Raw genomic sequence first — 24,780 nt, 5'->3', positions numbered from 1 at the left:
GGGTCACAGCGGAATATCCAGGATGGCGCAGGCCGCTTCCAGTTGCGCCTGCGCCTCGGCCAGCGTCGGCGCGACAAAGGTCACGTGGCCCATCTTGCGGCCGCGGCGCGGATCGTCCTTGCCGTACAGGTGCAGGTTGGCGCCGGGCAGCGCCAGCACCTGGTCCCAGGCCGGCTGGCGCGGCGTGTCGGTGTCGCCGTTGAACCAGACGTCACCCAGGATGTTCAGCATCACGGCCGGCGAGTGCTGGCGACAATCGCCCAGCGGCAAGCGCGCCATCGCCCTCACCTGCTGCGCGAACTGGCTCGTCACGCAGGCGTCCATCGTGTAGTGGCCGCTGTTGTGCGGACGCGGCGCCATCTCGTTGACGACCAGCGAACCGTCGTTCAGCACGAAGAATTCGATGCACAGCACGCCGACGTAACCGAGCTCGGCCACGATGGCGCGCGCCGCCGCCTGCGCCTTGCGCGCGCAGTCGTCGGCCACGTTCGGACCCGGCACGGTGGTGGTGAACAGGATGCCGTCGCGGTGCACGTTCTCGGCGATCGGGTACACGCTAGATGCGCCATCGGCGCCGCGCGCCGTCAACACCGAGATTTCATAGGCCAGCGGCAGCATCTTCTCGAGCAGGCAAGTCACCTGCCCCATCGATTCAAAGGCTGCGCGCACGTCTTCGCGCGAGCGCACGCGCACCTGGCCCTTGCCGTCGTAGCCCATGCGCACGGTTTTCAGAATGCCGGGCAACAGCTCGTCGCCGATGGCGTCGATGTCCTCCAGGCAGGCGATCACCTTGTGCGGCGCCGGCATCACGCCCGACTTCGGCGCGCAGTCGACAAAGAAGGTCTTTTCGGCGATGCGGTCCTGGGCCACCGACACGCCGTGGGCGTTCGGTGCCACGAACACGCTGCCGGCCAGGCGCGACAGGCTGCCGGCCGGTACGTTTTCGAATTCGGTGGTGACGGCCAGGCATTGCGCCGCCAGCGCGTCCAGGCCGGCCGCATCTTCATAGCCGGCCTCGACCAGGCGCTCGGCGACCTGCCCTGCCGGACAATCGGCGGACGGCTCCAGCACGGCGACGCGGTAACCCATGGCTTGCGCGGCCTGGGCGAACATGCGGCCGAGCTGGCCGCCACCCATCACGCCCAGCCAGGTCGGCGGGTTGGCGGTGGGCAGGAAAACAGGATCACTCATTATTCGGAAGGAAGAATCATGGCCTTGGCGGCGGCGGTCTGCTGGGCGCGGAATTCGTCGAGCTTGGCAGCCAGGGCATCGTCGACGGTGGCGATGATGGCGATCGCGGTCAGCGCGGCATTCGCGGCGCCGGCTTCGCCGATGGCGAAGGTCGACACCGGCACGCCCTTCGGCATCTGCACGATCGACAGCAGCGAATCCTCGCCGCGCAGGTATTTCGACGGCACCGGCACGCCGAGTACCGGCACGATGGTCTTGGCAGCCACCATGCCCGGCAGGTGGGCAGCCCCACCGGCACCGGCGATGATGGCGCGCAAGCCGCGCGCACGCGCACTTTCGGCATACGCAAACATTTCGTCCGGCATGCGGTGCGCCGAGATCACCTGCGCTTCATACGGCACGCCGAACTGCTTGAGCATGTTGACTGCGTGCTGCATCACGTCCCAGTCGGAGCTGGAACCCATGATCACGCCGACCAGGGGCTTGGTTTGATCCGTCATCGTTCAGGCCTTCAGCTTGTCGCCGGTCAGGCGTTCGATGGCTTCGAAGTACTTGGCCTGGGTTTTTTCGATGACGTCCTGCGGCAGCGGCGGGGCCGGCGGGGTCTTCTTCCACTCGGTCAGGGTTTCCAGGTAGTCGCGCACGAACTGCTTGTCGAAGGACGGCGGCGACATGTCCGGTGCGTACGAATCGGCCGGCCAGAAGCGCGACGAGTCCGCGGTCAGCACTTCGTCCATCAGGTGCATCACGCCGTTCTCGTCGAGACCGAATTCGAACTTGGTGTCGGCGATGATGATGCCGCGCGTGGCCGCGTACTCGGCCGCGGTCTTGTACAGCTGGATGCTGATGTCGCGCATCTTGGCGGCCAGTTCGGCGCCGATGCGTTGCTCCATCTCGGCAAAGCTGATGTTTTCGTCGTGCTCGCCGAGGTCGGCCTTGGCGGCCGGCGTGAACAGCGGCTCGGGCAGCTTGTCGGCCTGGCGCAGCCCCTTCGGCAATTCGATGCCGCAGACGCTGCCGGTGGCCTGGTAATCCTTCCAGCCCGAACCGATGATGTAGCCGCGCACTACGGCTTCCACCAGGATCGGCTTCAGGCGCTTGGCGACCACGGCGCGGCCCTTGACCTGGTCCACTTCCTCGGGCGCCACCACCGATTCCGGCGCCACGCCGGTCAGGTGGTTCGGCACGATGTGGCCGAGCTTCTCGAACCAGAAGTCGCTCATCTGGTTCAGCACCATGCCCTTGCCCGGGATCGGTTCGTTCATGACGACGTCGAAGGCCGACAGGCGGTCGGTGGTGACGATCAGGATCTTGTCGTCGCCGACAGCATAGTTGTCGCGGACCTTGCCGTGGCCGAGCAATGGCAGGGAGGAAATCGTGGACTGGTAAAGGCTTTTCATAGAGGGCGTGTCTTGATAAAGCGAAACCGGCAACAGTGCCGGTAGAGTGGGCAATGGCTGGGCTCAGCCGGTGCCAAAGCGATATTTTACGTCATTCTGCTATTGCCGCTGCATTAAGCGCCGTCGCCCCTGCGAAGGCAGGGGCGACGGTTTTACGGCTAACGGTTATTACTACTGTACCGTTATTGCGCTATTTACTGAACAATCTGCGCCAGCTCACCAGCCTTGTAACGCTCAGCCATCTTATCCAGCGGAATCGGCTTGATCTTCGCCGCCATGCCCTCGCAGCCGAAGGCGATGTAGCGTGCCTTGCAGATCTGGGTTGCCGCTTCGCGTGCCGGCTTCAGGTAGTCGCGCGGGTCGAACTTCGACGGGTTCTGGAACAGGTACTGGCGGATCGCAGCGGTCATCGCCAGGCGGATGTCGGTGTCGATGTTGACCTTGCGCACGCCGTACTTGATGCCTTCCTGGATCTCTTCGACCGGCACGCCGTAGGTTTCCTTCATGTCGCCGCCGAATTCGCGGATGATCGCCAGCAGGTCCTGCGGCACCGACGACGAACCATGCATCACCAGGTGGGTATTCGGGATACGCGCGTGGATTTCCTTGATGCGGTCGATGGCCAGGATGTCGCCGGTCGGCTTGCGGGTGAATTTATAGGCGCCGTGCGAGGTGCCGATGGCGATGGCCAGCGCGTCGCACTGGGTGCGCGCCACGAAGTCGGCAGCTTGCGCGACGTCGGTCAGCAGTTCTTCGCGGGTCATGATGCGGTCCGCGCCGTGGCCGTCTTCCTTGTCGCCCTTCATGGTTTCCAGCGAACCGAGCACGCCCAGTTCGGCTTCGACGGTCACGCCGATCGAGTGCGCGAACTTCACGACCTCTTTCGACACTTCGACGTTGTATTCGTACGAAGCGACCGACTTGCCGTCGGCTTCCAGCGAGCCGTCCATCATGACCGACGAGAAGCCCGAACGGATCGCCGCCATGCAGACCGCCGGCGACTGGCCGTGGTCCTGGTGCATCACGACCGGGATGTGCGGGTAGGCTTCGACGGCGGCGTCGATCAGGTGGCGCAGGAAAGCTTCGCCGGCATATTTGCGGGCGCCGGCCGAAGCCTGCATGATGACCGGGCTACCGGTCTGGTCGGCGGCAGCCATGATGGCCTGCACCTGCTCCAGGTTGTTGACGTTGAATGCCGGCAGCGCATAGCCGTGTTCGGCGGCGTGATCCAGCAATTGACGCATTGATACGAGTGCCATTGTTTAGCTCCATACAATAAAAAAAACCGGTACGGAAGCCTGTGAAACCCTGCTGCGCATGCCCGCCGTCACTCGTCCGGCAGGCACGCGGACCACGCTAAGGTTTTACGAGGATTCCTTCAAAAAATTCTCTGCATCGCCCACGCGCACGATCTTGAGTGCGTTGGTGCCGCCGGCCTGGCCCATCGGCGAGCCCCAGGTCACAACGATCAGGTCGCCCTTGCGTACGACACCTTCGCGCATCAGCAGTTCCTCGGCCTTGCGCAGCACCGCGTGGCTGCCGCCTTCCTGCAGCAGGTGGAATGCTTGCACGTTACGGTACAGCGACGCCTTGCGCTGCGTTGTCTGCGACGGCGTCAGTGCGTAGATCGGGGTGTCGATCGAATGGCGGCTCATCCACAGCGCGGTCGAGCCCGACTCGGTCAGCGCCACGATCGCCTTCACGCGCAGGTGGTGCGCGGTGAACAGGGTGCCGTAGGCGATCGACTGGTCGATGCGGGTGAACTGCACGTTCAGGAAGTCGGCTTCCAGCTTGTTGTACTCGGAACGCTCGGCTTCGACGCAGATCGCCGACATCATCTCGACGGTTTCGATCGGGTACTTGCCCGATGCGGTCTCGGCCGAGGTCATGACGGCGTCGGTGCCGTCCAGCACGGCGTTGGCCACGTCCGACACTTCGGCGCGGGTCGGGACCGCGTTGACGATCATCGACTCCATCATCTGGGTCGCGGTGATCGCCAGCTTGTTCGATTCGCGTGCCATGCGGATCATGCGCTTCTGCAGCGCCGGCACGGCCGCGTTGCCGACTTCGACCGCCAGGTCGCCGCGGGCGACCATGATGCCGTCGGAGGCGTCCAGGATTTCCTGCAGCACAGGAATCGCTTCGGCGCGCTCGATCTTGGCGATCATCATCGGCTTGTGGTTGAACGGCTCGCCGGCGATGTTGGCCAGCTGGCGCGCCATCTCCATGTCGGTCGCGCTCTTCGGGAAGGAAATGGCGAGATAGTCGGCCTGGAAGCTCATCGCGGTCTTGATGTCTTCCATGTCCTTCGAGGTCAGCGCCGGCGCGGTCAGGCCGCCGCCCTGGCGGTTAATACCTTTATTGTTGGACAGTTCGCCGCCAACCTTGACAGTGGTATAGATCTCGCTGCCGACGACGCGGTCGACGATCAGCACGATCAGGCCGTCGTTCAGCAGCAGGCGGTCGCCCGGCTTGACGTCGCGCGGCAGCGCCTTGTAGTCGAGGCCGACGCGTTCCTGGTTGCCCAGCTCGCCGTTATCGCCCCACTTGGCGTCCAGGATGAATGCATCCCCGTTGTTCAGGTTGATCTTGCCGTTTTCGAACTTGCCGACGCGGATCTTCGGACCCTGCATGTCGGCCATGATGGCGACTTCGCGGCCGCATTCGGCGGCGGCACGGCGTACCAGGGCAGCCCGGTCGATATGGTCCTGCGCTTTTCCGTGCGAGAAATTCAGGCGCACGACGTCGACGCCCGCCCGGATCATTTTGACGAGAATATCGAAGTCGGTCGAAGCAGGGCCGATGGTTGCTACGATCTTGGTGCCACGGTACATGGATTGTCCTTGAACTAAGTAAAAGCGCAGCCTGTTGGGCTGCGCTGGGGTCTCTTTTATTGTTTGCTGCGTTGCAGCAGGATCTCGACTGCCGGAAGCGTCTTACCTTCGAGGAACTCGAGGAAGGCGCCGCCGCCGGTCGAGATATAGCCGATTTTGTCGGCAATATTATATTTTGCGATGGCAGCCAGGGTATCGCCGCCGCCCGCGATCGAGAAGCCCTTCGACGCGGCGATCGCGTTGGCCAGCGTCCTGGTGCCTTCGGCGAACTGGTCGAACTCGAACACGCCGACCGGGCCGTTCCAGACGATGGTGCCGGCTTGCCCGATCTGTTCGGCGAGCTGGGCTGCGGTTTTCGGACCGATGTCCAGGATCATGTCGTCGTCCGCGACGTCGGCCACGTCTTTGACGGTGGCGGCGGCGGTCGGCGAGAATTCCTTGGCGCATACGACGTCGACCGGGATCGGCACGGTGGCGCCGCGCGCGGCCATCTTGTCGATGATGGCCTTGGCTTCACCGACCAGGTCGGCTTCCATCAGCGACTTGCCGACGTTCAGGCCGACGGCCTTCATGAAGGTGTTGGCGATGCCGCCGCCGACGATCAGGTTGTCGACCTTGTCGGCCAAACTCTGCAGGATGGTCAGCTTGCTCGACACTTTCGAGCCGGCGACGATCGCCAGCAGCGGACGCTGCGGCGCGCCCAGCGCCTTGCCCAGCGCATCCAGTTCGGCCGCCAGCAGCGGACCGGCCGCCACCACGGGCGCGAATTTCGCGATGCCGTGGGTGGTGGCTTCGGCGCGGTGCGCGGTGCCGAAGGCGTCGTTGACGTAGATGTCGCACAGCTTGGCCATCTTCTGGGCCAGCTCGTCCGCATTCTTTTTCTCACCCTTGTTCACGCGGCAGTTTTCCAGCAGCACGACCTGGCCCGGCGCCACGTCCACGCCGTCGACCCAGTTCTGCTTCAGCTCGACCGGCTGGCCGAGCAGCTCGGACAGGCGCTTGGCGACCGGCGCCAGGCTGTCTTCCGGCTTGAATTCGCCCTCGGTCGGACGGCCCAGGTGGGAAGTCACCATCACGGCCGCACCGGCATCAAGCGCAGCGCGGATCGCGGGAACCGAAGCGCGCACGCGCGTGTCTTCAGTGATGTTGCCGGCGTCATCCTGCGGCACGTTCAGGTCGGCGCGGATGAAGACGCGCTTAGCCTTAAGCGCATCTTGGTCGATCAGGTCTTGCAGACGGGTGAAATTCAGAACGGCCATGGTGAGTCGTATTGAGATGGATGAAAAAACGTTATTCTACATTAGAGGGTGTTTTCAAAAACATGAGAAACACGCAACAGAGTGAACACCAGCATCCCAAATACAATTGTCTGCAACATATTACGCCGCCACAGATAAAAGCCAAGCGCGGCGATGCCGGCCAGCAGCTTTGGATTGGCGGGCGTGAGCAGCACCTCGCCACCTGGCCCCAGCACCAGGTCGGGGCCGATGACGGCTGCCAGCGCGCAGGTCGGGGCATAGCGCAGCATCGCCTGCACCCGCGGCGGAATCGTCACACGGTGGCCGACCACCCAGAATGCGCTGCGGGTCAGCGCCGTGGCCACGCCCAGCACGCCGATGACGACCCAGATTTCCCAGTCAGCCATGCTGCCTCCCGCGGCTCGTGGCAGCTTCGAAGGCCATCGCGCTGGCCATGCCGGCCACCACCGCTGCCAGCAGGCCCAGCTTGTACGGGAAGCCATGGGTCAGCACGCCCACCGTGCCGGCCACCAGCACGCCGCACAAGGCAGCGCTGTTGATGACCAGCGGGATCATCACGCACAGGATGGCCAGGGTGCCGGCAAAGCCGAGCTGCCACTCGGTCGGGATGGTGCTGCCCAGGAAGATGCCGATCAGCGAACCCGCCTGCCAGGAACACCAGTTCGGCACCAGCAGGCCTTGCAGAAAGGAGAGTTTGCCGGGGGCCCGTGCCGGTTCCGGATAGCGCTGCAGGAACAGGGCAATCGACACGTCGCCCGAGATATAGCCGTAGAACACGCGCTGGCGCAGCGGCAGGTGCGCGAAATGGGGGCCGAGCAAGGCGGAAAAGATCACGAAGCGCAGGTTGACCACCAGCGCGGTGGCAAAGATGACCCAGACCGGGGCGCCGGCGGCGATCAGCGGCAGCGAGGCCAGCTGGGCCGAGCCGGCGAAGGCGACCAGGGTCATTGCACTCGCCTGCCACACGCTCAAGCCGCTCTTCACCATCGCCACGCCGACCACCATGCCCCAGGCGGCGATACCGAGCAGGGTCGGCAGGCCGGTGCGGACGCCGTCGCGCCAGCTGTCGGGATAATGCCGGTCCCAGGCGTCGAGCTGCTGGCCGGGGTGCGGATGCGCCTCGTTCATGTCGCGCAGCTGCAACGTGGATGGGGGTAAAGCTGGGCAGGCGAAGCGGAACGGGCCATCAAACGGTGCGGGAAGTCGGCGCGACAATATTATCGGCTTGCCATTCTACAGAAGCATTCCAGCATGCACTATGAATCCGTTAGAATCGTGGTTTTAGTGATCATGCTCCCGGAGAGAAAATGAACGATAAGACCATCGCTGCGGTTCAATTAGAAGCCAAGGACCTGCCGGCCTACTGCCCGAACCCGGCCATGCCGCTGTGGTCGTCCCACCCGCGCGTCTTCCTGGATTTCGACCACGACGGCAACGCCAAGTGCCCGTACTGCGGTACCCAGTATCGCCTGGCACCGGGCACCACGCTGGGCCACCACTAATATAAGTACATCGTGGCCCGGGGTGACACCGCTTATTGCGCGGACTGCAGCGAGCTCCTCCATTACCGCGCACCGGCATGGCTGCCCGGCGGGCACCTGCAGACGATCTACCCGGCCACCGCCATCAGGAAACCCGCGGTCGCGTTCCGGCGCGAGCGCTGGGACACGCCCTGCGGCCAGGATTTCATCGACGTCGACCTGATCGACGGCGAGCCCGGCGCGCCCTGCGTGATGCTGTTCCACGGCCTCGAAGGCTCATCGAACAGCCATTACGCGCGCGCCCTGATGGCCTTGGTAAAGGCGCGCGGCTGGCATGGCGCGATCCCGCATTTTCGCGGCTGTTCGGGCGAAGCCAACCTGGCGCCGCGCTTCTACCACTCGGGCGACGCCCAGGAACTCGACTGGATCATCCGCCGCCTGCGCCCGCGCTACCCCGGTCCGTTCTACGTTGCCGGCGTATCATTGGGCGGCAACGCCCTGCTGCGCTGGCTGGGCGAGCAGCAGCAGGGCGCCGGCATCGTCGACGCCGCCGTCAGCGTCTCCGCCCCGCTCGACCTGGCGGCCGGCGGCGCCGCCCTGTCGCGCGGCTTCAACCGCCTCTATACGCGCATGTTCCTGCAAACGCTCAAGCCCAAGGCGCTGGCCAAGCTGGAACGCTATCCCGGCCTGTTCGACCGCGACAAACTGCTCGCCGCGACCGACCTGTACAGCTTCGACAACGTCGTCACCGCGCCCCTGCACGGCTACCGCGACACCGACGACTACTGGCACCGCGCCAGCGCCAAGCACGTATTGCACGACATCACCGTCCCGACGCTGATACTGAACGCGCGCAACGATCCCTTCATGCCGGGACAGTTCCTGCCGACCAGCGCATCGAAAGCGGTCACCCTCCAGTACACCGAGACCGGCGGCCACGTCGGCTTTCCGACCGGCCCCTTCCCCGGGCGCATCGACTGGCTGGCACGGCGCATCCTGCACTTCTTCGACGGGTCGCGGGCCGGCCGCGATGCGCGCGCCGGTGCCCCCGCAACTGTGCGAAGCTCCATCCATGGATGACATTGTTCTGCAAGCGATGGCCAAATGGCCAAACGTGCCCCACTGCTATGGCTGGCTGGCACTCGATGCCCGCGGCACCTGGCGCATGCGCGACGAGGCCGCCCAGCGTGCCGACGCGCCGGGCGACAAGCTGACCAACAGCGCGCTGGTCGGCTTCATCAACCGCAACTACCTGTCCGACGAGCGCGGCTGCTGGTATTTCCAGAACGGACCGCAGCGCGTCTACGTGAACCTCGAAGCGACGCCTTTCATTGCGCGCACCGACCCGCAGCAGGGCTTGGTGCTGCAGACCGGGCAAGCCATCGGCGCGATCGACCAGGCTTTCATGACCGACGCCGGCGCCATCGTCGTGCAGGCCGGCGACGTGCTGGCACAGCTCGACGACCGCGATGTGGCGCAGATGCTGCAAATGATGACGCTGGATGGCCGCCCGGTGGCGGACGATGCCCTGCTGGGCTGGCTGGAAGGCGCGGAGGGCAAGCTGGCGCTGCGCTGGCAGGATCGCGACGTGGCGGTCGCGCGGCTGGCGGCGCAGGAAGCAGCGCAGCGTTTCGGCTACGTGCAGCGCCCCGACAAGCTGACGGGCGCCACTGCGAAATAATTTCACAGCGGCAGCCTCATCGACATTTTATTTCACTTCTTTTGAAACCATAAGGGATCGCCGAGCCGCATCGGCTCCTTGCGGCTCGGGAAACCCGAATCGCCCAGTCCGTTGCCCTTGCCGTCACCATTGCTGGTTTCGATCTTGAGGCGCGGGCCGGCGTCCAGCTTGTCGCGGGCGCTGCCGTCGGCGGCAAAGCCTTCGCCGCGGTCTTTCTTTTCCTGCTTCTCGTCCTTCTGCTTCTGCTGCAGCTCGCGTTCGCGCGCGTCGATCACGGCCTGGTCGTAGAAGGACACGTCCTTGGCCTTGCGCGCCATGTTCAGCTGGTCGACGGCGGCCGGCGTCGCACCGGTCAGCACATACGATTCGGCCAGCGCCATGTGCTGCAGCGCGATCTTGCCCTGCGCCGCATAGGTCTTGGCGAGCTGGTTGTACAGCTTGGGTTCCTCGCGGTACTCGCGCACCTGGTCGCGCAGGAATTGCGCCGCCTGGTCCAGCTTGCCGGCCGCAATCATGGTCTCGGCATACTGGCGCGCCAGCGCGCGCGACAGCGGGAACTTCTGGTGCGCCTGCTCGGCCTCGCGCATCGCCTCGGCCAGCATCTCGGGCGGCTGGCCCGGCGCCATCTTGATCTCGATGTCGAGCCCGGTGAACATCGCCGAACCGTCGGAGCCGGGACGCTCGACCGACAGGACACCGGGACGCGGACGCATCGACCCCTTTGCCTTGTCGAGCCAGTTCTGGGCGGCCTTCAGGTCGCCCTGCTTCAGTGCCAGGAAGGCCATGCCGTACATGCCGGCGGTCTGGTGCTGGGTGTTCTGCTCGGCCATCTGGGCCTCGAAGGTGCTGCGCGCCTCGTCGCGTCCGCTCTGGCTCTCGTCCTGCAGCACGCGCGCCCGCGCCCGCACCAGGTGGAAGTCGATGCTGTCCGGACGGAGGTGGCCCGGCTTCGGCGCCTCGCGGATGCGCGACTGGATATCGGCGATGCGCTCGCCGGTCAGCGGGTGGCTGCTCAGCCAGGCCGGGGCCTCGCCGTACAGCCGCGTTGTGCCCTGCAGGCGCTTGAAGAATGCCACCATGCCCGAGGTGTCGTAGCCGGCCGCGCGCATGGTCTGGAAGCCGACGCGGTCGGCCTCGCGTTCGGCATCGCGGCTGAAGTTCAGCTGGCGCTGGATGGCCAGGCCCTGCCCGCCCATCATGACGCCCATGGCGGCGTCGGCCCCGCCGCCGGCCTTGCCGACCAGCGCCGCCAGGATCAGCGCCGCCAGCGGCAGCAGCGCATCCTGCTTCTGCTGCCCCAGCATGCGCGCGATGTGACGCTGCGATACGTGCCCGATCTCGTGCGACAGTACCGAGGCCAGCTCGGACTCGTTCTGCGCCACGATCAGCAATTGCGAATGCACGGCGATGAACCCGCCGGGCAGCGCGAACGCATTGATCATCGGATCGCGCACGGCAAAGAAGAAGAAATCGGCATTCGTCTCGCCGCGCGTCCCGGGCGCCGTCAGCACCAGGTTCATGCCGAAATTGTTCAGGAACTCGAGGATCGGATCGTCATCCAGGTAATCGCGGTCGCGCCGGATGTCGTTCATGATCTCCTCGCCCAGGCGCCGTTCGAGCACCGGCGACAGGTCCGCGCGCGCGCTATCGCCCAGCGTCGGCAGGCCGATGGAATCGTTGGCGCGCAGCACCGGTGTGGTGGGCGCCGCCGAGGCGGAGGCAATGGCTAGGGCGCCGGCCGTGCACAGGCTGGCGGCGGTCAGGAGACGCCGCCACGCACCTGCGCTGCGCTGCCGGTGCCGTGATGAAAGCGGCAACATGGCTGGATTCGGGTTCGGTTTCACGATGCTATGATACCGCCATCTTCGGCCCCTGTACGGCCGAGCCCCTACTTTGTTACCGCATCCAGACAGCTGCAACCACGATGACCGATTCCACCTCCCCCCTCACCCACTTCGACGCCACCGGCCAGGCCCACATGGTCGACGTCGGCGCCAAGAACGAAACCCACCGCATCGCCGTCGCCGCCGGCACCATCCGCATGAAGCCGGAAACCCTGGCGCTGGTGACCTCGGGCACGGCCAAGAAGGGCGACGTGCTCGGCATCGCGCGCATCGCGGCGATCATGGGGGCGAAGCGGACCAGCGACCTGGTGCCCTTGTGCCATCCACTGGCGATCACCCGGGTGGCGGTGGATTTCGAGGTGGATGCTGCGGCGAATGCCGTTCACTGCCGGGCGCAGGTGGAGACCGTCGGCAAGACTGGGGTGGAGATGGAGGCTTTGACTGCCGTGCAGGTGGGCTTGCTGACTATTTATGACATGTGCAAGGCGGCGGATCGCGGGATGGTGATGACCAATGTGCGGGTGCTGGAAAAGCACGGCGGCAAGAGCGGGGATTGGACCGCCGAGGTATAACGTCGTTTTTGTACAGTGATAGCGCCGCCGCCATGGGTTGCGGCGGCGGTCGCTGTCAAACCGACATCAACTTTCGGAGCGGATCGTGTTCCGCATGATTCCCACCCCGGTGATCTCGGTCTCGATCACATCCCCATGCTTCAGGAACTCCGGCGGCTTGCGCGCAAACCCGACGCCCGACGGCGTCCCGGTCGCAATGATGTCCCCCGCTTCCAGCGTCAACCCGCGCGACAACTCCGCAATAATCCGCGGAATCTTGAAATACATCTGCTTGTAGCTCGCATTCTGTTTCTCGACCCCGTTGATGCGGCAGATCACACGGATATCGTCGAGTTTCACCCCGGCTGACGTCACGATCCAGGGCCCCATCGGCCCGTGCCCATCCAGGCTCTTCCCCTTGAACCACTGTCCGCCATGCAGCTTCTGCTGCGCCTCGCGCACCGTGGTGTCGTTGTAGGGCGCATAGCCGAACACGTAATCCATCGCCTGCGCTTCGCTGATATTGCGGCCGGTCTGGCCGATGATCACGGCCAGCTCCGCTTCCCAGTCGGTGGTATTCGAATAGCCGGGGTCGTGCGGGATCGGGTCGAACGGCCCGTTCATCGTGTGCGTGCCCTTGGTGAAGAACACCGGGTGCTCCGGGAGCTTTTCCGCCGACTTGTCGAAGCGGGCCGCCTTGCCTTCTTCGAAGTGGTCGAGGTAATTCCAGCCGACGCAGTAGATGTTGCGGTCGGGGCGTGGAATCGGCGACATGAAACGGGCGCCCTCGACCGGCAGCAGCGAGGACGGTGTTTTCATCGCGGCGTCCACCACCGCGCGCACCTGCTCGAGGCCGGCGTTGCCGCTCTTGATCAGCGCCAGCATCGACGCCGCATCGAACGGCAGCGCCCGCTTCTGGCGGCGCGCTTCCGCCTGCAGGTCGATCATCTTGCCGTTGTCGAGCACGGCGACCACGATCGGGGCGCCGCCGGATGGCAGGGTGCAGGTAGCGAGGCGCATGCCGATCTTGCCGGACAAGGGCGGCACGGCGAGCTTGGATGCGGAGGAAGGCGAAGAAGACTGGGCTTGTGCCGCCGGCTGGGCGGTGGCGAGAAGGCCGCCTACGGCAGAGGCGGCGCTGGCTTTCAACAGGTTACGGCGATGGCTATCCACGACTTGGTCTCCTGGCTATTATGATAAAAGCACATGCATGACCATTCTAGCGACCGGGATTCCTGGCAGAGCGGGCCGTTACAAAAAAATTAAGACGCCAGCGGGCGCACCCGTGGCGTCGGTACATCCCGACCTTCAGCGCGTGCTGCGCTTGCTCCCCATCCACATGTCGGTGATCGCCTGCCCCATCAGGCCGGCCGCCTTCTGGTTCGCGTCCATCAGGCGTTCCATCGATTTCTGCTGCATCGTCATCGCATTCTTCGCCAGCGCGTCGGCACACGACTGCGAGGCGTTGATGATCGCGCGCAGCGTGTGTTCCTGGATGATGTTGGCCGAGCTGAGCACCCATTGCTGGGCGCTGGCCTGCATGGCGTCGCGGTAGACGTTGGCGGCGCCGCTCCAGGCGTCGAAGAGGGGCGCGGGCATGGAGGGCGTAAAGGCCATGGCCGGGCTCATGTTTGTCGTCAGCATCATCATGTCGTGCTCCTTCAAGGTCAGCGATCGAATGAAACAACGGATTTGTGCAGCGCACCATCCCAGTGTACGCCCGAGTAGGCGCTTGGTTTGATTTCACGCGCAGTTTTGTGTTGTAGGATAGCCAAATTCAACTCGACAGGAGCCGCCATGCCTTCATCGATCCGCGGTTGGCTGGCGATTGCTTGCCTCCTTCTGGGGCCGTTTGCCACCTTTCCAGCGAATGCGGCCATGGACAAGGCCCCGCGTTGCACGCCTGCGCCAGGCAGCTCGCCGCTCCAGCTTGCCAAGCTGGAGAGAGATATACGTGCAAACGATGGCCTGCTTCGCGCGTTGACGGCTCGCCAAGGTGACCCCGTACGCTGTACCGGCAGCGTTACCGGACCTGCAGGCGACAACGCGCGCTGGCTCGAATTCGCCTGGGCCGACCAGTCGCGCCTGAAGTATGCGTGGCTGCAGCCAGAAACCTTGATCGTGGAATACATCAATCCGCACGGCCTGGCACACGCCGATGACGTCGAGGCTGTCTTCCGTGACAATGCGAACGAAAGCGGCATGGCCATCGACTGGAAAACGCCGCACGAGACCCGCGAAAGCAATGCGCGCGTCGTGGAGTACCGCGACCCGGTCCTGAACGGCTTCATGCGCCTGCGCTACGACCGGCAACGACGGCTGGTCGCAGTATGGCTCAGCCTTGCGCTCTGACACTTATTTGCCTGTTAAATACTTTTTGACAATTAAGAAGTAAATTGTTGTAAAAATCCGTCGCTTTCCTTCATCCGGTCCCCGTGCATCTTAGAATATTTCCCTACATCAATTAATATTCAACGGAATCAACAATACTGACGACGGACGGCAGCCGAGCTTTCGCTGCGCCCGTCCAGTTCAATACCCTGCTTGGAGAATGCACCCATGTTCCGCAACCTGAAGGTTGGTACACGACTGATCCTGTGTTTCCTCGGCGTCGCCCTGCTGGGCGCCATCGTCGCCGGCATCGGGATCCATAACATGGACCAGATGAATGACCGTGCCCGCCGCTTGTATCAGGACGAGCTGCTCGGTCTGTCGTACGTGAAAGAAGCAAACATCAACCTGGTCTACATCAATCGTGCCGTGCGCGGCGGTATGCTGGCCGCCACCCAGGAGCGCCGCGATACGTCGCTGGCGAACGTTGCGGTATTCAAGAAGGCCGTGCTGGACAACCTCGACAAGGCCCGTCCGCTGTTCACGACCGAAGACGGCAAGCGCCTGTTCGCCCAGGTCGACAACGAACTGCGCAACTATGACAGCGTGATCGACGAACAGATCAAGAAGACCAGGGCCGAACCGCTGCAGGAACAGCGCGATTCCGTCGGCTACATGTTCGGCACCTTCATGCCGCGCTCCACCGCCATCGACAACAAGATGGACGAGCTGACCAAGGCCAAGGAAGAACTGGCAAGCCAGGCGAACCAGGAAAACAAGGAAGCCTATGTACGCGGCCGCAGCACGATGCTGGTGCTGGTGCTGCTCTCGCTCGGCGCCGGCGTCGCCCTCGGCGTGCTGATCACCCGCAGCCTGACGCGCCAGCTGGGCGGCGAACCGGCCTACGCCGCGGAAGTGGCCAGCCGCATCGCCGCCGGCGATCTCTCGACACCGGTCGACCTGCGCAGCGGCGACACCGGCAGCCTGCTGTTCGCGATGCAGACCATGCGCGACCGGCTGGCCACCATCGTCAGCCAGGTGCGCGGCGGTACCGATGCGATCGGTTCGGCGTCGAGCCAGATCGCGTCCGGCAACCTCGACCTGTCCTCGCGCACCGAGGAACAGGCCAGCTCGCTGGAAGAAACCGCGTCCTCGATGGAAGAACTGACCTCGACCGTGAAGCAGAACGCCGACAATGCCCGCCAGGCGAATGCGCTGGCCATGACCGCCTCGTCGGTCGCCGGCAAGGGCGGCGAGGTGGTGGCGCAGGTGGTCGAGACCATGGGGTCGATCAAGACCTCATCCTCGAAGGTGGTCGAGATCATCTCGGTGATCGACGGCATCGCTTTCCAGACCAATATCCTGGCGCTGAATGCCGCCGTGGAAGCGGCGCGCGCTGGCGAGCAGGGCCGCGGTTTCGCGGTCGTCGCCGGCGAAGTGCGCACGCTGGCCCAGCGTTCGGCGGCGGCCGCCAAGGAAATCAAGGCGCTGATCGACGATTCGGTCGACAAGGTCGAAAGCGGCAGCAAGCTGGTCGACCAGGCCGGCAGCACCATGCACGAAGTGGTCGGCAGCATCCAGCGCGTGGCCGACATCATGTCCGAGATCACTGCCGCCAGCCAGGAACAGACCGCCGGCATCGAGCAGATCAACCAGGCGATCAGCCAGATGGACAACGTCACCCAGCAGAACGCCAGCCTGGTCGAGGAAGCGGCGGCCGCTTCCGAGGCGCTGCAGGAACAGGCCGGCAAGCTGGCCGAGCTGGTCAGCGTGTTCCGCATCGACGGCGTGCAAGGCCGGGTGGAACCGGTGGCGGCGCCGGCAGTGCCTGCGAAGGCCGCGGTCGCGGTGGCCAAGCCGGCGCCCGCGGCGCCGCGCCGGCCGGCGCTGGACAAGCCGAAGGCGGTGCCCGCCACCGCCCGCGCCGTACCGAAGCCGGCGAAAGCCGCCGTCCCGGCCGGCGAAGGCGATTGGGAAGAGTTCTGATTCCCGTCCCGTCTCACGACACCAGGCGCGCCCTTGCGGCGCGCCTGTTCTTTTTCCGGCTTGCCCTTCTCCCCTTTCTGCGTGGTAAATTGCTGCCTTTCCACATCAGCAGATAGGATGAAGCAGGCATGAAATACCATTTGCCAGCACTGGCCGCGGCAAGCTTCGCCGCCGCAGTCACCGCCACCGCCAGCGCCGCCCCGCGCGGCTTCACGGTCGAAGACCTGGTCGCGATGGAGCGCGTCGGCGCCCCGGCCGTGTCGCCGGACGGCGCGCGCGTCGTCTACACGGTGCGCAGCACCGACCTCGCCAAGAACAAGGGCCACACCGATTTGTACATGGTCGACCTGCGCACGCCCGGCGCGGCGCCGCAGCGCCTGACGGGAGATGCCGCCAGCAGCACCGATCCGGAATGGTCGGCTGCGGGCGACGCGATCTATTTCCTGTCGAGCCGTTCCGGTTCGTCGCAGGTGTGGCGCATTGCTGCCGGCGCCAACGGTGGCGCCGCCACCAAGGTGACCGACCTGCCGCTCGACGTCGACGCCTTCCGCGTCTCGCCCAGCGGCGACCGCCTGGCGCTGAGCATGGCGGTGTTCCGCAATTGCGCCGACCTGGCCTGCACCAAGGCACGCATGGAGGCACGCGAGAAGGACAAGTCGACCGGGAAAGTGTACGACCGCCTGTTCGTGCGCCACTGGGACACCTGGGCCGACGGCCGCAACGCCGTGCTGTACTCGGTACCGCTGGATCGATCCGGCAAGGCCGGCGCGGCCGCCACGGCAGTCTCCCTGTCCGGTTCGCTGGACGGCGACGTGCCCTCGAAACCGTTTGGCGACCGCGAGGAATTCCGCTTCAGCCCGGACGGCAAGAACGTCGTGTTTTCGGTGCGCATCGCCGGCAAGACCGAAGCCTGGTCGACCAACTTCGACCTGTACACGGTGCCGGCCGCCGGCGGCCAGGCGCCGCGCAACCTCACCGCCGACAATCCGGCCTGGGACACGAAGGGCGTGTTCGCGCCGGACGGCCGCACCCTGGCCTGGCTGGCGATGGCCCGCCCGGGCTTCGAAGCCGACCGCTACCAGATCATGCTGCTCGACGTCGCCAGCGGCAAAAAGCGCAAGCTGGCCGCCGACTGGGACCGATCGCCGGGCACGCTGCAATGGGCGCAGGACGGCAAGTCGCTGGTGGTGGACGCCGAAGACATCGGCCAGCACCGCCTGTTCAGCATCGACGCCGCCAGCGGCAAGGTCACGCCGCTGACCGGCCAGGGTTCAATCGGCGCCTTCGACCTGCGCGGCGGCACCCTCGCCTACACCCAGGCCAACCTGTCTGCCGGTGCGCAATTGTTTTCGATGAAGCTCGGCGCCGCTATCCAGCCAACCCAGCTGACCGCGCTGAACACCGAGCGCCTGGCCGACGTGCGCTGGGGCGAGGCCGAGCAGTTCTCGTTCAAGGGCGCGAACGGCGATACCGTCCATGGCTACGTGATGAAGCCGTGGAACTATGAAGCCGGTAAAAAATACCCGGTCGCCTTCCTGGTGCATGGCGGTCCGCAGGGCAGCTTCGGCAACGGCTGGAGCTACCGCTGGAATCCGCAGACCTATGCCGGCGCCGGCTATGCCGCGGTATTCATCGACTTCCACGGCTCGACCGGCTACGGCCAGAAGTTCACCGACGCCATCAGCGGCGACTGGGGCGGCAAGCCGCTCGAAGACCTGCAGAAGGGCCTGGCCGCGGCGGTCGCCAAGTATCCGTGGCTGGACCGCTCGCGCGCCTGCGCGCTGGGCGCTTCCTACGGCGGCTACATGATGAACTGGATCGAGGGCAACTGGTCCGATGGCTTCAAGTGCATCGTCAACCACGACGGCGTGTTCGATACCCGCGGCATGGCCTACGCGACCGAGGAACAATGGTTCACCGACTGGGAAAACGGCGGTCCCTATTTCACCTTCCCGGAAAAGCACGAACGCTTCAACCCGGTCCTGCACGTGAACAAGTGGAAGACGCCGATGCTGGTCGTGCAGGGCGACCTCGACTTCCGCATCCCGACCGCCCAGGGCCTGTCGACCTTCACGGCGCTGCAACGCCGCGGCATCGACAGCAAACTGCTGGTGTTCCCGGACGAAAACCACTGGGTGCTCAAGCCGGCCAACTCGCTGCTGTGGCACCACACCGTGATCGACTGGCTCGATCACTATCTGAAGCAATGATTTTTGAACGCTAGTATTGCTTGAAGACTCATGCCCGCAGCGATGCGGGCATTTTTTTGCTGTGGTCTTGATAATTTCCAATAGCCAATCTTGCTCTGTTATCATTTCGGGCTTTGCGATTAGCGCCCTCAAGAGCCGACATGCACAGCGATCCCGCCGTTCACGAAATGAAGCCCCAGGAATTCGTCTTCGAGGCGATGAACCTGCAGGTGGGCGTGCGCTTGCAGTTCATTACCTACCGGCGTCTGAAGCCGGTGCAGTATTTCTCGACGCTGATCGGCTACATCAAGGATGACTACCTGATCGTCAAGATGCCGATGGAAAATGGCGCACCGATCGGCCTGGTCGAAGGCGAGCGCGTCACGATCCGCGTGTTTTCGGGGGTGAACGTGTGCTCGTTCGCCTGCACGGTCGAGCGCATCTTCGGCCGTCCCCTGCTCTACGTGCACCTGTCCTTCCCGACCTCGATCCAGGGCACCTCGCTGCGCACGGCGATGCGGGTGAAGGTCGACCTGCCGGCCCGGATCACTGCTGCCACGGGGGACGCCACGGCGCTCGAATGCACGCTGGCGAACATCAGCGTCAGCGGCGCCCGCATCGAGACGCACCACAGCCTGGTACAGGACATCGGCGAGATGCTGCTCGAATTCACGCTGGCGCCGCCGCCCGAGCACCATCCGGTCAGTGTGCGGGCGCGCGCCGCGATCCGCAACATCAATGCCGTGCGGGTCGAACCGGGCGAGGCGGACGTGTTTGCCTACGGCCTGCAATTCATCGACCTCGATCCGAATCACTTCATGCTGCTGCAGAACCTGACCTATGAGGCGCTGCTGGCGGACCGGCACAAGATCGTCTGAGCTTCAAAAGAAGCCGGCCAGCCACAGGCGCGGCCATTTCACATCCTGGTTCAGGGCCGCCACCTCGGGACGCCATGGCTCGTTGCGGTAGCGCGCCTGCATGTCGGGCCAGACCACGAGGGCAAGGCACAGCGCCGCGCCGGCGACGAGCAAGCCAAGCCCGGCCGCCTGGATGCGTGCGGGTCCGGCGTTGCCGTGGATGCGCCCGGCGCGTCCCCGGCACCAGCCGATCGCGCATCCCAGGTAGAGGACGACCGCGAGCTGGCTCTGCGGCATCACGAACAGGCCCGACACCAGGCCATCGACCAGGATCGCGGCGGCGCCGGCAATCAGGGCACTGCAGATGGCCTGGTCGAGGCGCGCGTCCTGTTGCAGCTTGCTGCCGGCACGCAGCAGGGTCTTGCCGGCGAGTGCCAGGGCGGTACACAGGCACAGCAGTGCGGGGATGCCCCATTCGCTGGCGATCTGCATGATCCAGTCATGCGGATGGGCCCCGGTGTGCAGGTCGCCGGCGTTGTGCGCGAAGTGCATCGGTCCGACGCCCAGCCATGGATGCGCCAGGATCAGTTCGGTGGCGCGGCGCCACAGCACCAGGCGATTCGACGCGGGATCGGCCGCTGTGCGTTCGATCATGGAGGCAAAGGCACCGAAAGGGGCGCCGCCGCTCAGTAGCGGGATGGCGACCAGGAACACGGCATACCCGAGCAGGCCGAGCGCTGCCGACATCGCGACCGTCCTGAGGTAAGGGATGGCCAGGCGCCGCTGCAGCAGCGCCACGGCGATGCAGCCGGCCGCCATGCCCACCATCGTGCCCCGTCCGGCGACGGCGAACAAGGCCATCCACCAATAGGCGGTCAGGGACCACCACAGCCAGTGCAGCCGCGATGCGCGCGGCGTGATACAGCACAGCAGGATCAACAGCGGCAGGATCGGCGTTTGCGTGTGGTTGAAAAAGCGGACGTTGCTGAAACCATTGATGAAGTCGGCGACTTCGAGGGGGGCGCCGGCCGCCAGCCCGGTGACGTAGACGACCCAGAACTTCAGGGAGTGCAAGGCGCAGACCGCGCCGACGGCCTGCAGCAGCCGCAGCAGCACGGCATGGCCGCCGAGTTCGATCTCGCGTGCGATCTGCAGGGCAAACACGTACAGCAGGAAGAAGATCGACACTTCGAACAGGGCGCGCGCGGTCGAAAAGGCTTGCAGGCTGCCTACCACACCCAGCAGGAAAAAGACGCCAAGGAGCTTGTCGCCCCGTGACTGGAACACGGGAACTGGGCAAGCACCGGGAACCAGCTGCCTGATGATCGCCGCGGTTGCCACCACAGTCAGCACCGCCACTTCGAGCAGGCGCTGACGGTCATGTCCCGTTGTGACCAGGAAGTTGCTGAACAGCGCTACACACATCAGGAGGCAAAAAGGTGAGGCGGCTGATGTGGATATTGTTCGCATGACCCGTCTTGTCCTGATGTGGGTTGAAGACTTTGCTCTGTTACGAACCGGTTTCGTCGGCACCGGCAGCAGCCAGGCAGCCATTCGGGCGGTATTTGGCGTCAAGGGCGCTGACGCAGTAATAGGTGCCCCGGGTAGTACGGTAGATTGCGATGATCGGTGCGCTGCCCAGACGGCCGGGGTTGGCAATGGTACAGGTCAGGACTGCAGTGTTGGCGCCGGGCATGGCAGCAGTAATGCTGCTGCAGGTGCCGGTCGAGCTTGGCAAGCCTGCCTTCTGGCGGTATTCGTCGGCCGTGCTTGCCGTGCCTTCGATCACGGCCAGTTCATAGCCTGTCTTGCCGGGTGCGATGTCGGCGAGCGCTGCGGTGGCTTTCGATTTCGCAACGTAATCCTGATAGGCCGGGATGGCGACGGCTGCCAGGATGCCGATGATCGCGACGACGATCATCAGTTCGATGAGCGTAAAGCCGCCTTCAGCGTGCTTGGACTGGTAATTTGACTTCAGCATGGCTTTTCTCCGGTCTGGATGCGCTGCAGGATGGACTTGAGTGGCTGTCTGTGCGTCCTCACATGCAAGGGTCGTGCCAGTTATTTCCAAAAGGAAAATTCGTCTAGCCTTCATGGGCACCCTTTCCAAGCCACCGACCTCCTCGAGAGGGGGACAATTTTCAGCAGTCAGGATGGCGAATTTTGCACGCTTGACGAACGGTACTGACAATTCATGTTCTTCACGCAAAAAAAGAGACCGCCGTGGCGGTCTCTTTTAGCAGGGCTAACTCAGGTATCGATTAGCTGCCAGCGGTTTCGGCGCAGCCGGTCGGACGGTATTTCTGGTCGATTGCGGTCACGCAGCTGTACTTGCCTTCGGCGCTGCGGTACAGGGCGATGGTCGATGCGGCGCCCAGGCGGCCCGGGTTGTTGATGGCGCAGGTGATGACTGCAGCAGCGGCGCCGGTGGTGACCGGGGTAGCGACAGTGATGCTCGAGCAGTTACCGGTGCTGGCCGACAGGCCGGTCTTGGCCTTGTAGTCATCGGCGGTCATCGTTGCAGTGCCTTCGACAGCAGCCATTTCGTAGCCGGTCTTGCCGCCGGTGATGTCGGCCAGTGCTGCAGTGGCTTTCGACTTGGCGATGTAGTCCTGGTAAGCCGGGATGGCGACAGCTGCCAGGATACCGATGATCGCGACAACGATCATCAGTTCGATCAGGGTAAAGCCGCCTTCGGCCTTCTTGACAATTTTCGGTGCTTTCATGATTTGCTTCTCCAGGGATGGGGTACTGCGTTCAAAGGGTGGGTACTGCTTATCCGGTACTGCTTGCTTCTGACCTGTATATTGCAAGCCGCGTGCCAGCTTGTTTCCGTACGGAATTGATAGCATCCTGATATGAAAACCCTTGTTTTTGGCCCAAAATCCTTGCCGCATGACAATTTTTGTCACCTTGGACCGAACAAATTTTGTCAGTCGGACGAAATTCGCAGGCACGCGCCAAAAAATGTCACCCTCCCCGGCTGGCTGCCATGCCAGGCACGACAAATAAAAAGGGGAGCCGCAGCTCCCCTCTTATAGTTAGGCCCGGTTACCCGGGCCCGGCCGTGAACGGTCGATTACAGCATCGCTTTCAGCAGGCGAGCCATTTCCGACGGGTTCTTGGTGACCTTGATACCGCAGGCTTCCATGATTTCCAGCTTGGCTTGCGCGGTGTCGGCGCCGCCCGAGATCAGCGCGCCGGCGTGGCCCATGCGCTTGCCCGGCGGCGCGGTGACGCCGGCGATGAAGCCGACAACCGGCTTCTTCATGTTGTCCTTGATCCACTCAGCAGCGTTCGCCTCGTCCGGGCCGCCGATCTCGCCGATCATGATGACGGCATCGGTATCCGGATCGTCGTTGAACATCTTCATGATGTCGATGTGCTTCAGACCGTTGATCGGGTCGCCGCCGATGCCGACTGCCGACGATTGGCCCAGGCCCAGCGCGGTCAGCTGGCCGACTGCTTCATAGGTCAGGGTACCCGAACGCGACACGACGCCGATGCGGCCCTTCTTGTGGATGTGACCCGGCATGATGCCGATCTTGATTTCGTCCGGGGTGATCAGACCTGGGCAGTTCGGGCCCAGCAGCAGGGTCTTCGAACCGGCCTTGGCCATGCGATCCTTGACTTCCATCATGTCACGGACCGGGATGCCTTCGGTGATGCAGATTGCCAGGTCCAGCTCGGCTTCGACAGCTTCCCAGATCGCGGCGGCAGCACCTGCCGGCGGCACGTAGATCACCGACACGTTGGCGCCGGTTTCTTTCTTGGCTTCAGAGACGTTGGCGAAAATCGGGATGCCTTCGAAGTCTTCGCCGGCTTTCTTCGGGTTCACGCCGGCGACGAAGGCTTCGCGGCCGTTCGCGTAATCGCGGCACATGCGGGTGTGGAACTGGCCCGTCTTGCCGGTAATGCCCTGGGTGACTACTTTGGTGTCTTTGTTGATCAGAATCGACATTTTGTTTCCTTCGCGAATTAAGCTTGGCCAGCGGCAGCGGCGACGACTTGCTTCGCTGCGTCTTCCATGGTGTCGGCCGAGATGATCGGCAGGCCGGAGTCGGCCAGCATCTTCTTGCCCAGGTCTTCGTTGGTGCCCTTCATGCGGACGACCAGCGGCACTTGCAGCGACACGGCCTTGGATGCGGTGATCACGCCTTCGGCGATCACGTCGCAGCGCATGATGCCGCCGAAGATGTTGACCAGGATGGCTTTCAGGCCCGGGTTCTTCAGCATGATCTTGAATGCTTCGGTGACTTTCTCAGCCGTCGCACCGCCGCCCACGTCCAGGAAGTTGGCCGGCTCGCCGCCGAACAGCTTGATGGTGTCCATGGTGGCCATGGCCAGGCCGGCGCCGTTCACCAGGCAGCCGATGTTGCCGTCCAGCGAGATGTAAGCCAGGTCGAATTTCGATGCTTCGACTTCGGCCGGATCTTCTTCGTCCAGGTCGCGGTAGGCGACGATTTCCGGGTGGCGGAACAGGGCGTTCGAGTCGAAGTTGAACTTGGCGTCCAGGGCGACGACCTTGCCGTCGCCGGTCAGGATCAGCGGGTTGATTTCGGCCAGCGAAGCGTCGGTGTCCCAGTACGCCTGGTACAGGCCTTTCAGGTTGGCGCGGGCGGCTTCGATCGAGCCTTCCGGCACGCCGATCTTGCGTGCGATGTCGTCAGCGTCTGCGTCCTGCAGGCCGGCTTTCGGGTCGATCGCGATGCTGTGGATTTTTTCCGGGTTGCTGTGTGCGACTTCTTCGATGTCCATGCCGCCTTCCGACGAGGCCATCAGCACGACTTTCTGGGTGACGCGGTCGGTGACCATCGACACGTACAGTTCTTTCTTGATGTCGGCGCCTTCTTCGATCAGCAGGCGACGCACTTTCTGGCCTTCCGCACCGGTCTGGTGGGTGATCAGCTGCATGCCCAGGATCTGGTTCGCGTATTCGCGCACTTGGTCCAGCGACTTGGCGACTTTCACGCCGCCGCCCTTGCCGCGGCCGCCAGCATGGATCTGGGCCTTGACTACCCAAACCGGACCGCCCAGCTCTTCAGCTGCCTTGACAGCGCCGTCGACCGAGTCGCACGGAATGCCGCGCGGAACGGTCACTCCGAACTTTCGGAGGATCTCTTTGCCCTGATACTCATGGATTTTCATGCTGGCTTCCCTTCTTCTGTTACTGATT

24 protein-coding genes are annotated in these 24,780 nt (G+C 64.2%); 8 read left to right on the top strand and 16 right to left on the bottom strand.

Annotated elements, in window-relative coordinates; all coding sequences use genetic code 11:
* Positions 1-3 precede the first annotated feature (3 nt).
* The 8 genes from FBX97_RS10895 to FBX97_RS10860 form a co-directional block, all read right to left on the bottom strand.
* Positions 4-1,191: a 5-(carboxyamino)imidazole ribonucleotide synthase gene (locus FBX97_RS10895; protein ID WP_141831492.1), complete on the bottom strand. Its 1,188-nt coding sequence runs from the start codon at positions 1,189-1,191 to the stop codon at positions 4-6.
* Positions 1,191-1,691: a 5-(carboxyamino)imidazole ribonucleotide mutase gene (gene purE, locus FBX97_RS10890; RefSeq protein WP_141831490.1), complete on the bottom strand. Its 501-nt coding sequence runs from the start codon at positions 1,689-1,691 to the stop codon at positions 1,191-1,193. Before purE ends, FBX97_RS10895 begins: the two co-directional genes overlap by 1 nt.
* A gap of 3 nt (positions 1,692-1,694) precedes the next feature.
* The gene (locus FBX97_RS10885) at positions 1,695-2,591 is read right to left on the bottom strand and encodes a phosphoribosylaminoimidazolesuccinocarboxamide synthase (RefSeq protein ID WP_141831488.1); all 897 of its coding nucleotides are present in this window, start codon (positions 2,589-2,591) and stop codon (positions 1,695-1,697) included.
* 194 nt (positions 2,592-2,785) lie between these two features.
* On the bottom strand, positions 2,786-3,850 hold the full coding sequence (gene fba / locus FBX97_RS10880; RefSeq protein WP_141831486.1) for a class II fructose-bisphosphate aldolase: 1,065 nt from the start codon (positions 3,848-3,850) through the stop codon (positions 2,786-2,788).
* A gap of 105 nt (positions 3,851-3,955) precedes the next feature.
* Positions 3,956-5,425: a pyruvate kinase gene (pyk, locus tag FBX97_RS10875; RefSeq protein WP_141831484.1), complete on the bottom strand. Its 1,470-nt coding sequence runs from the start codon at positions 5,423-5,425 to the stop codon at positions 3,956-3,958.
* A 56-nt stretch (positions 5,426-5,481) separates the two neighbouring features.
* Positions 5,482-6,684 carry a phosphoglycerate kinase gene (locus FBX97_RS10870; protein WP_141831481.1) on the bottom strand — a complete coding sequence of 401 codons (1,203 nt, stop codon included), beginning with the start codon at positions 6,682-6,684 and terminating at the stop codon, positions 5,482-5,484.
* Positions 6,685-6,725: 41 nt separating this feature from the next.
* A complete protein-coding gene (locus FBX97_RS10865) occupies positions 6,726-7,070 on the bottom strand; it encodes an AzlD domain-containing protein (RefSeq protein WP_141831479.1) in 345 nt (114 codons plus the stop codon).
* Positions 7,063-7,812, bottom strand: a complete 750-nt coding sequence (locus FBX97_RS10860; RefSeq protein WP_141831477.1) for an AzlC family ABC transporter permease — start codon at positions 7,810-7,812, stop codon at positions 7,063-7,065. The genes FBX97_RS10865 and FBX97_RS10860 overlap by 8 nt, the downstream gene beginning before the upstream one ends.
* A 179-nt stretch (positions 7,813-7,991) precedes the next feature.
* Between FBX97_RS10860 and FBX97_RS10855 the strand changes: the two genes are divergently transcribed.
* Genes FBX97_RS10855 through FBX97_RS10845 form a run of 3 tightly spaced genes read left to right on the top strand, consistent with a single transcriptional unit; the run spans position 7,992 to position 9,846 of the window.
* The gene (locus FBX97_RS10855; RefSeq protein ID WP_141831476.1) at positions 7,992-8,186 is read left to right on the top strand and encodes a zinc-finger domain-containing protein; all 195 of its coding nucleotides are present in this window, start codon (positions 7,992-7,994) and stop codon (positions 8,184-8,186) included.
* Positions 8,187-8,198: 12 nt separating this feature from the next.
* A complete protein-coding gene (locus tag FBX97_RS10850; protein ID WP_141831474.1) occupies positions 8,199-9,245 on the top strand; it encodes a YheT family hydrolase in 1,047 nt (348 codons plus the stop codon).
* Positions 9,238-9,846, top strand: coding sequence for a DUF2946 family protein (locus FBX97_RS10845; RefSeq protein WP_141831472.1), 609 nt, complete (start codon positions 9,238-9,240; stop codon positions 9,844-9,846). Before FBX97_RS10850 ends, FBX97_RS10845 begins: the two co-directional genes overlap by 8 nt.
* Positions 9,847-9,878: 32 nt before the next feature.
* On the opposite strand, the gene FBX97_RS10840 is transcribed toward FBX97_RS10845, so the two are convergent.
* Positions 9,879-11,666 (bottom strand): M48 family metalloprotease, encoded by a 1,788-nt coding sequence (locus FBX97_RS10840; protein ID WP_141831470.1) that lies wholly within the window; start codon positions 11,664-11,666, stop codon positions 9,879-9,881.
* Positions 11,667-11,770: 104 nt separating this feature from the next.
* Here FBX97_RS10840 and moaC point away from each other — a divergent pair, with 104 nt between their 5' ends.
* On the top strand, positions 11,771-12,262 hold the full coding sequence (gene moaC / locus FBX97_RS10835; RefSeq protein WP_141831468.1) for a cyclic pyranopterin monophosphate synthase MoaC: 492 nt from the start codon (positions 11,771-11,773) through the stop codon (positions 12,260-12,262).
* A gap of 66 nt (positions 12,263-12,328) precedes the next feature.
* Here the strand turns inward: moaC and FBX97_RS10830 are convergent, their stop codons facing one another.
* Positions 12,329-13,414, bottom strand: coding sequence for a fumarylacetoacetate hydrolase family protein (locus FBX97_RS10830; RefSeq protein WP_141831466.1), 1,086 nt, complete (start codon positions 13,412-13,414; stop codon positions 12,329-12,331).
* 135 nt (positions 13,415-13,549) lie between these two features.
* Positions 13,550-13,891, bottom strand: a complete 342-nt coding sequence (locus FBX97_RS10825) for a hypothetical protein (RefSeq protein WP_141831464.1) — start codon at positions 13,889-13,891, stop codon at positions 13,550-13,552.
* Between the two features lie 147 nt (positions 13,892-14,038).
* On the opposite strand from FBX97_RS10825, the gene FBX97_RS10820 reads away from it, so the two are divergent.
* The 4 genes from FBX97_RS10820 to FBX97_RS10805 all read left to right on the top strand — a co-directional run bounded on the left by FBX97_RS10820 (position 14,039) and on the right by FBX97_RS10805 (position 19,625).
* Complete coding sequence (locus tag FBX97_RS10820) at positions 14,039-14,593, top strand: hypothetical protein (protein ID WP_141831462.1); 555 nt, start codon at positions 14,039-14,041, stop codon at positions 14,591-14,593.
* Between the two features lie 207 nt (positions 14,594-14,800).
* Positions 14,801-16,558 carry a methyl-accepting chemotaxis protein gene (locus FBX97_RS30390; protein WP_141831460.1) on the top strand — a complete coding sequence of 586 codons (1,758 nt, stop codon included), beginning with the start codon at positions 14,801-14,803 and terminating at the stop codon, positions 16,556-16,558.
* 128 nt (positions 16,559-16,686) lie between these two features.
* Complete coding sequence (locus tag FBX97_RS10810) at positions 16,687-18,768, top strand: S9 family peptidase (RefSeq protein WP_141831458.1); 2,082 nt, start codon at positions 16,687-16,689, stop codon at positions 18,766-18,768.
* Between the two features lie 140 nt (positions 18,769-18,908).
* Entirely contained in the window at positions 18,909-19,625 is a 717-nt protein-coding gene (locus FBX97_RS10805) for a flagellar brake protein (RefSeq protein ID WP_141831456.1), read from the top strand.
* Between the two features lie 3 nt (positions 19,626-19,628).
* Here the strand turns inward: FBX97_RS10805 and FBX97_RS10800 are convergent, their stop codons facing one another.
* The 5 genes from FBX97_RS10800 to sucC form a co-directional block, all read right to left on the bottom strand.
* Entirely contained in the window at positions 19,629-20,891 is a 1,263-nt protein-coding gene (locus FBX97_RS10800) for an O-antigen ligase (protein ID WP_185748560.1), read from the bottom strand.
* A 223-nt stretch (positions 20,892-21,114) separates the two neighbouring features.
* Positions 21,115-21,585, bottom strand: a complete 471-nt coding sequence (locus FBX97_RS10795) for a pilin (protein WP_141831452.1) — start codon at positions 21,583-21,585, stop codon at positions 21,115-21,117.
* A gap of 280 nt (positions 21,586-21,865) precedes the next feature.
* Positions 21,866-22,330, bottom strand: coding sequence for a pilin (locus FBX97_RS10790; protein ID WP_141831450.1), 465 nt, complete (start codon positions 22,328-22,330; stop codon positions 21,866-21,868).
* 353 nt (positions 22,331-22,683) lie between these two features.
* Positions 22,684-23,565: a succinate--CoA ligase subunit alpha gene (sucD, locus tag FBX97_RS10785; RefSeq protein ID WP_141831448.1), complete on the bottom strand. Its 882-nt coding sequence runs from the start codon at positions 23,563-23,565 to the stop codon at positions 22,684-22,686.
* 17 nt (positions 23,566-23,582) lie between these two features.
* Positions 23,583-24,752 (bottom strand): ADP-forming succinate--CoA ligase subunit beta, encoded by a 1,170-nt coding sequence (gene sucC, locus FBX97_RS10780; protein WP_141831446.1) that lies wholly within the window; start codon positions 24,750-24,752, stop codon positions 23,583-23,585.
* Positions 24,753-24,780 lie beyond the last annotated feature (28 nt).

Source organism: Herbaspirillum sp. SJZ107 (assembly GCF_006715485.1).
Classification (GTDB): domain Bacteria; phylum Pseudomonadota; class Gammaproteobacteria; order Burkholderiales; family Burkholderiaceae_D; genus Telluria.
This window is presented reverse-complemented; position numbering and strand designations above follow the sequence as displayed.

Coding starts and splice junctions, on each gene's coding strand:
- FBX97_RS10895 (WP_141831492.1), bottom strand. CDS start 1,191: ATGAGTGATCCTGTTTTCCTGCCCACCGCCAACCCGCCGACCTGGCTG.
- purE (WP_141831490.1), bottom strand. CDS start 1,691: ATGACGGATCAAACCAAGCCCCTGGTCGGCGTGATCATGGGTTCCAGC.
- FBX97_RS10885 (WP_141831488.1), bottom strand. CDS start 2,591: ATGAAAAGCCTTTACCAGTCCACGATTTCCTCCCTGCCATTGCTCGGC.
- fba (WP_141831486.1), bottom strand. CDS start 3,850: ATGGCACTCGTATCAATGCGTCAATTGCTGGATCACGCCGCCGAACAC.
- pyk (WP_141831484.1), bottom strand. CDS start 5,425: ATGTACCGTGGCACCAAGATCGTAGCAACCATCGGCCCTGCTTCGACC.
- FBX97_RS10870 (WP_141831481.1), bottom strand. CDS start 6,684: ATGGCCGTTCTGAATTTCACCCGTCTGCAAGACCTGATCGACCAAGAT.
- FBX97_RS10865 (WP_141831479.1), bottom strand. CDS start 7,070: ATGGCTGACTGGGAAATCTGGGTCGTCATCGGCGTGCTGGGCGTGGCC.
- FBX97_RS10860 (WP_141831477.1), bottom strand. CDS start 7,812: ATGAACGAGGCGCATCCGCACCCCGGCCAGCAGCTCGACGCCTGGGAC.
- FBX97_RS10855 (WP_141831476.1), top strand. CDS start 7,992: ATGAACGATAAGACCATCGCTGCGGTTCAATTAGAAGCCAAGGACCTG.
- FBX97_RS10845 (WP_141831472.1), top strand. CDS start 9,238: ATGGATGACATTGTTCTGCAAGCGATGGCCAAATGGCCAAACGTGCCC.
- FBX97_RS10840 (WP_141831470.1), bottom strand. CDS start 11,666: ATGTTGCCGCTTTCATCACGGCACCGGCAGCGCAGCGCAGGTGCGTGG.
- moaC (WP_141831468.1), top strand. CDS start 11,771: ATGACCGATTCCACCTCCCCCCTCACCCACTTCGACGCCACCGGCCAG.
- FBX97_RS10825 (WP_141831464.1), bottom strand. CDS start 13,891: ATGATGATGCTGACGACAAACATGAGCCCGGCCATGGCCTTTACGCCC.
- FBX97_RS10820 (WP_141831462.1), top strand. CDS start 14,039: ATGCCTTCATCGATCCGCGGTTGGCTGGCGATTGCTTGCCTCCTTCTG.
- FBX97_RS30390 (WP_141831460.1), top strand. CDS start 14,801: ATGTTCCGCAACCTGAAGGTTGGTACACGACTGATCCTGTGTTTCCTC.
- FBX97_RS10810 (WP_141831458.1), top strand. CDS start 16,687: ATGAAATACCATTTGCCAGCACTGGCCGCGGCAAGCTTCGCCGCCGCA.
- FBX97_RS10805 (WP_141831456.1), top strand. CDS start 18,909: ATGCACAGCGATCCCGCCGTTCACGAAATGAAGCCCCAGGAATTCGTC.
- FBX97_RS10795 (WP_141831452.1), bottom strand. CDS start 21,585: ATGCTGAAGTCAAATTACCAGTCCAAGCACGCTGAAGGCGGCTTTACG.
- FBX97_RS10790 (WP_141831450.1), bottom strand. CDS start 22,330: ATGAAAGCACCGAAAATTGTCAAGAAGGCCGAAGGCGGCTTTACCCTG.
- sucD (WP_141831448.1), bottom strand. CDS start 23,565: ATGTCGATTCTGATCAACAAAGACACCAAAGTAGTCACCCAGGGCATT.
- sucC (WP_141831446.1), bottom strand. CDS start 24,752: ATGAAAATCCATGAGTATCAGGGCAAAGAGATCCTCCGAAAGTTCGGA.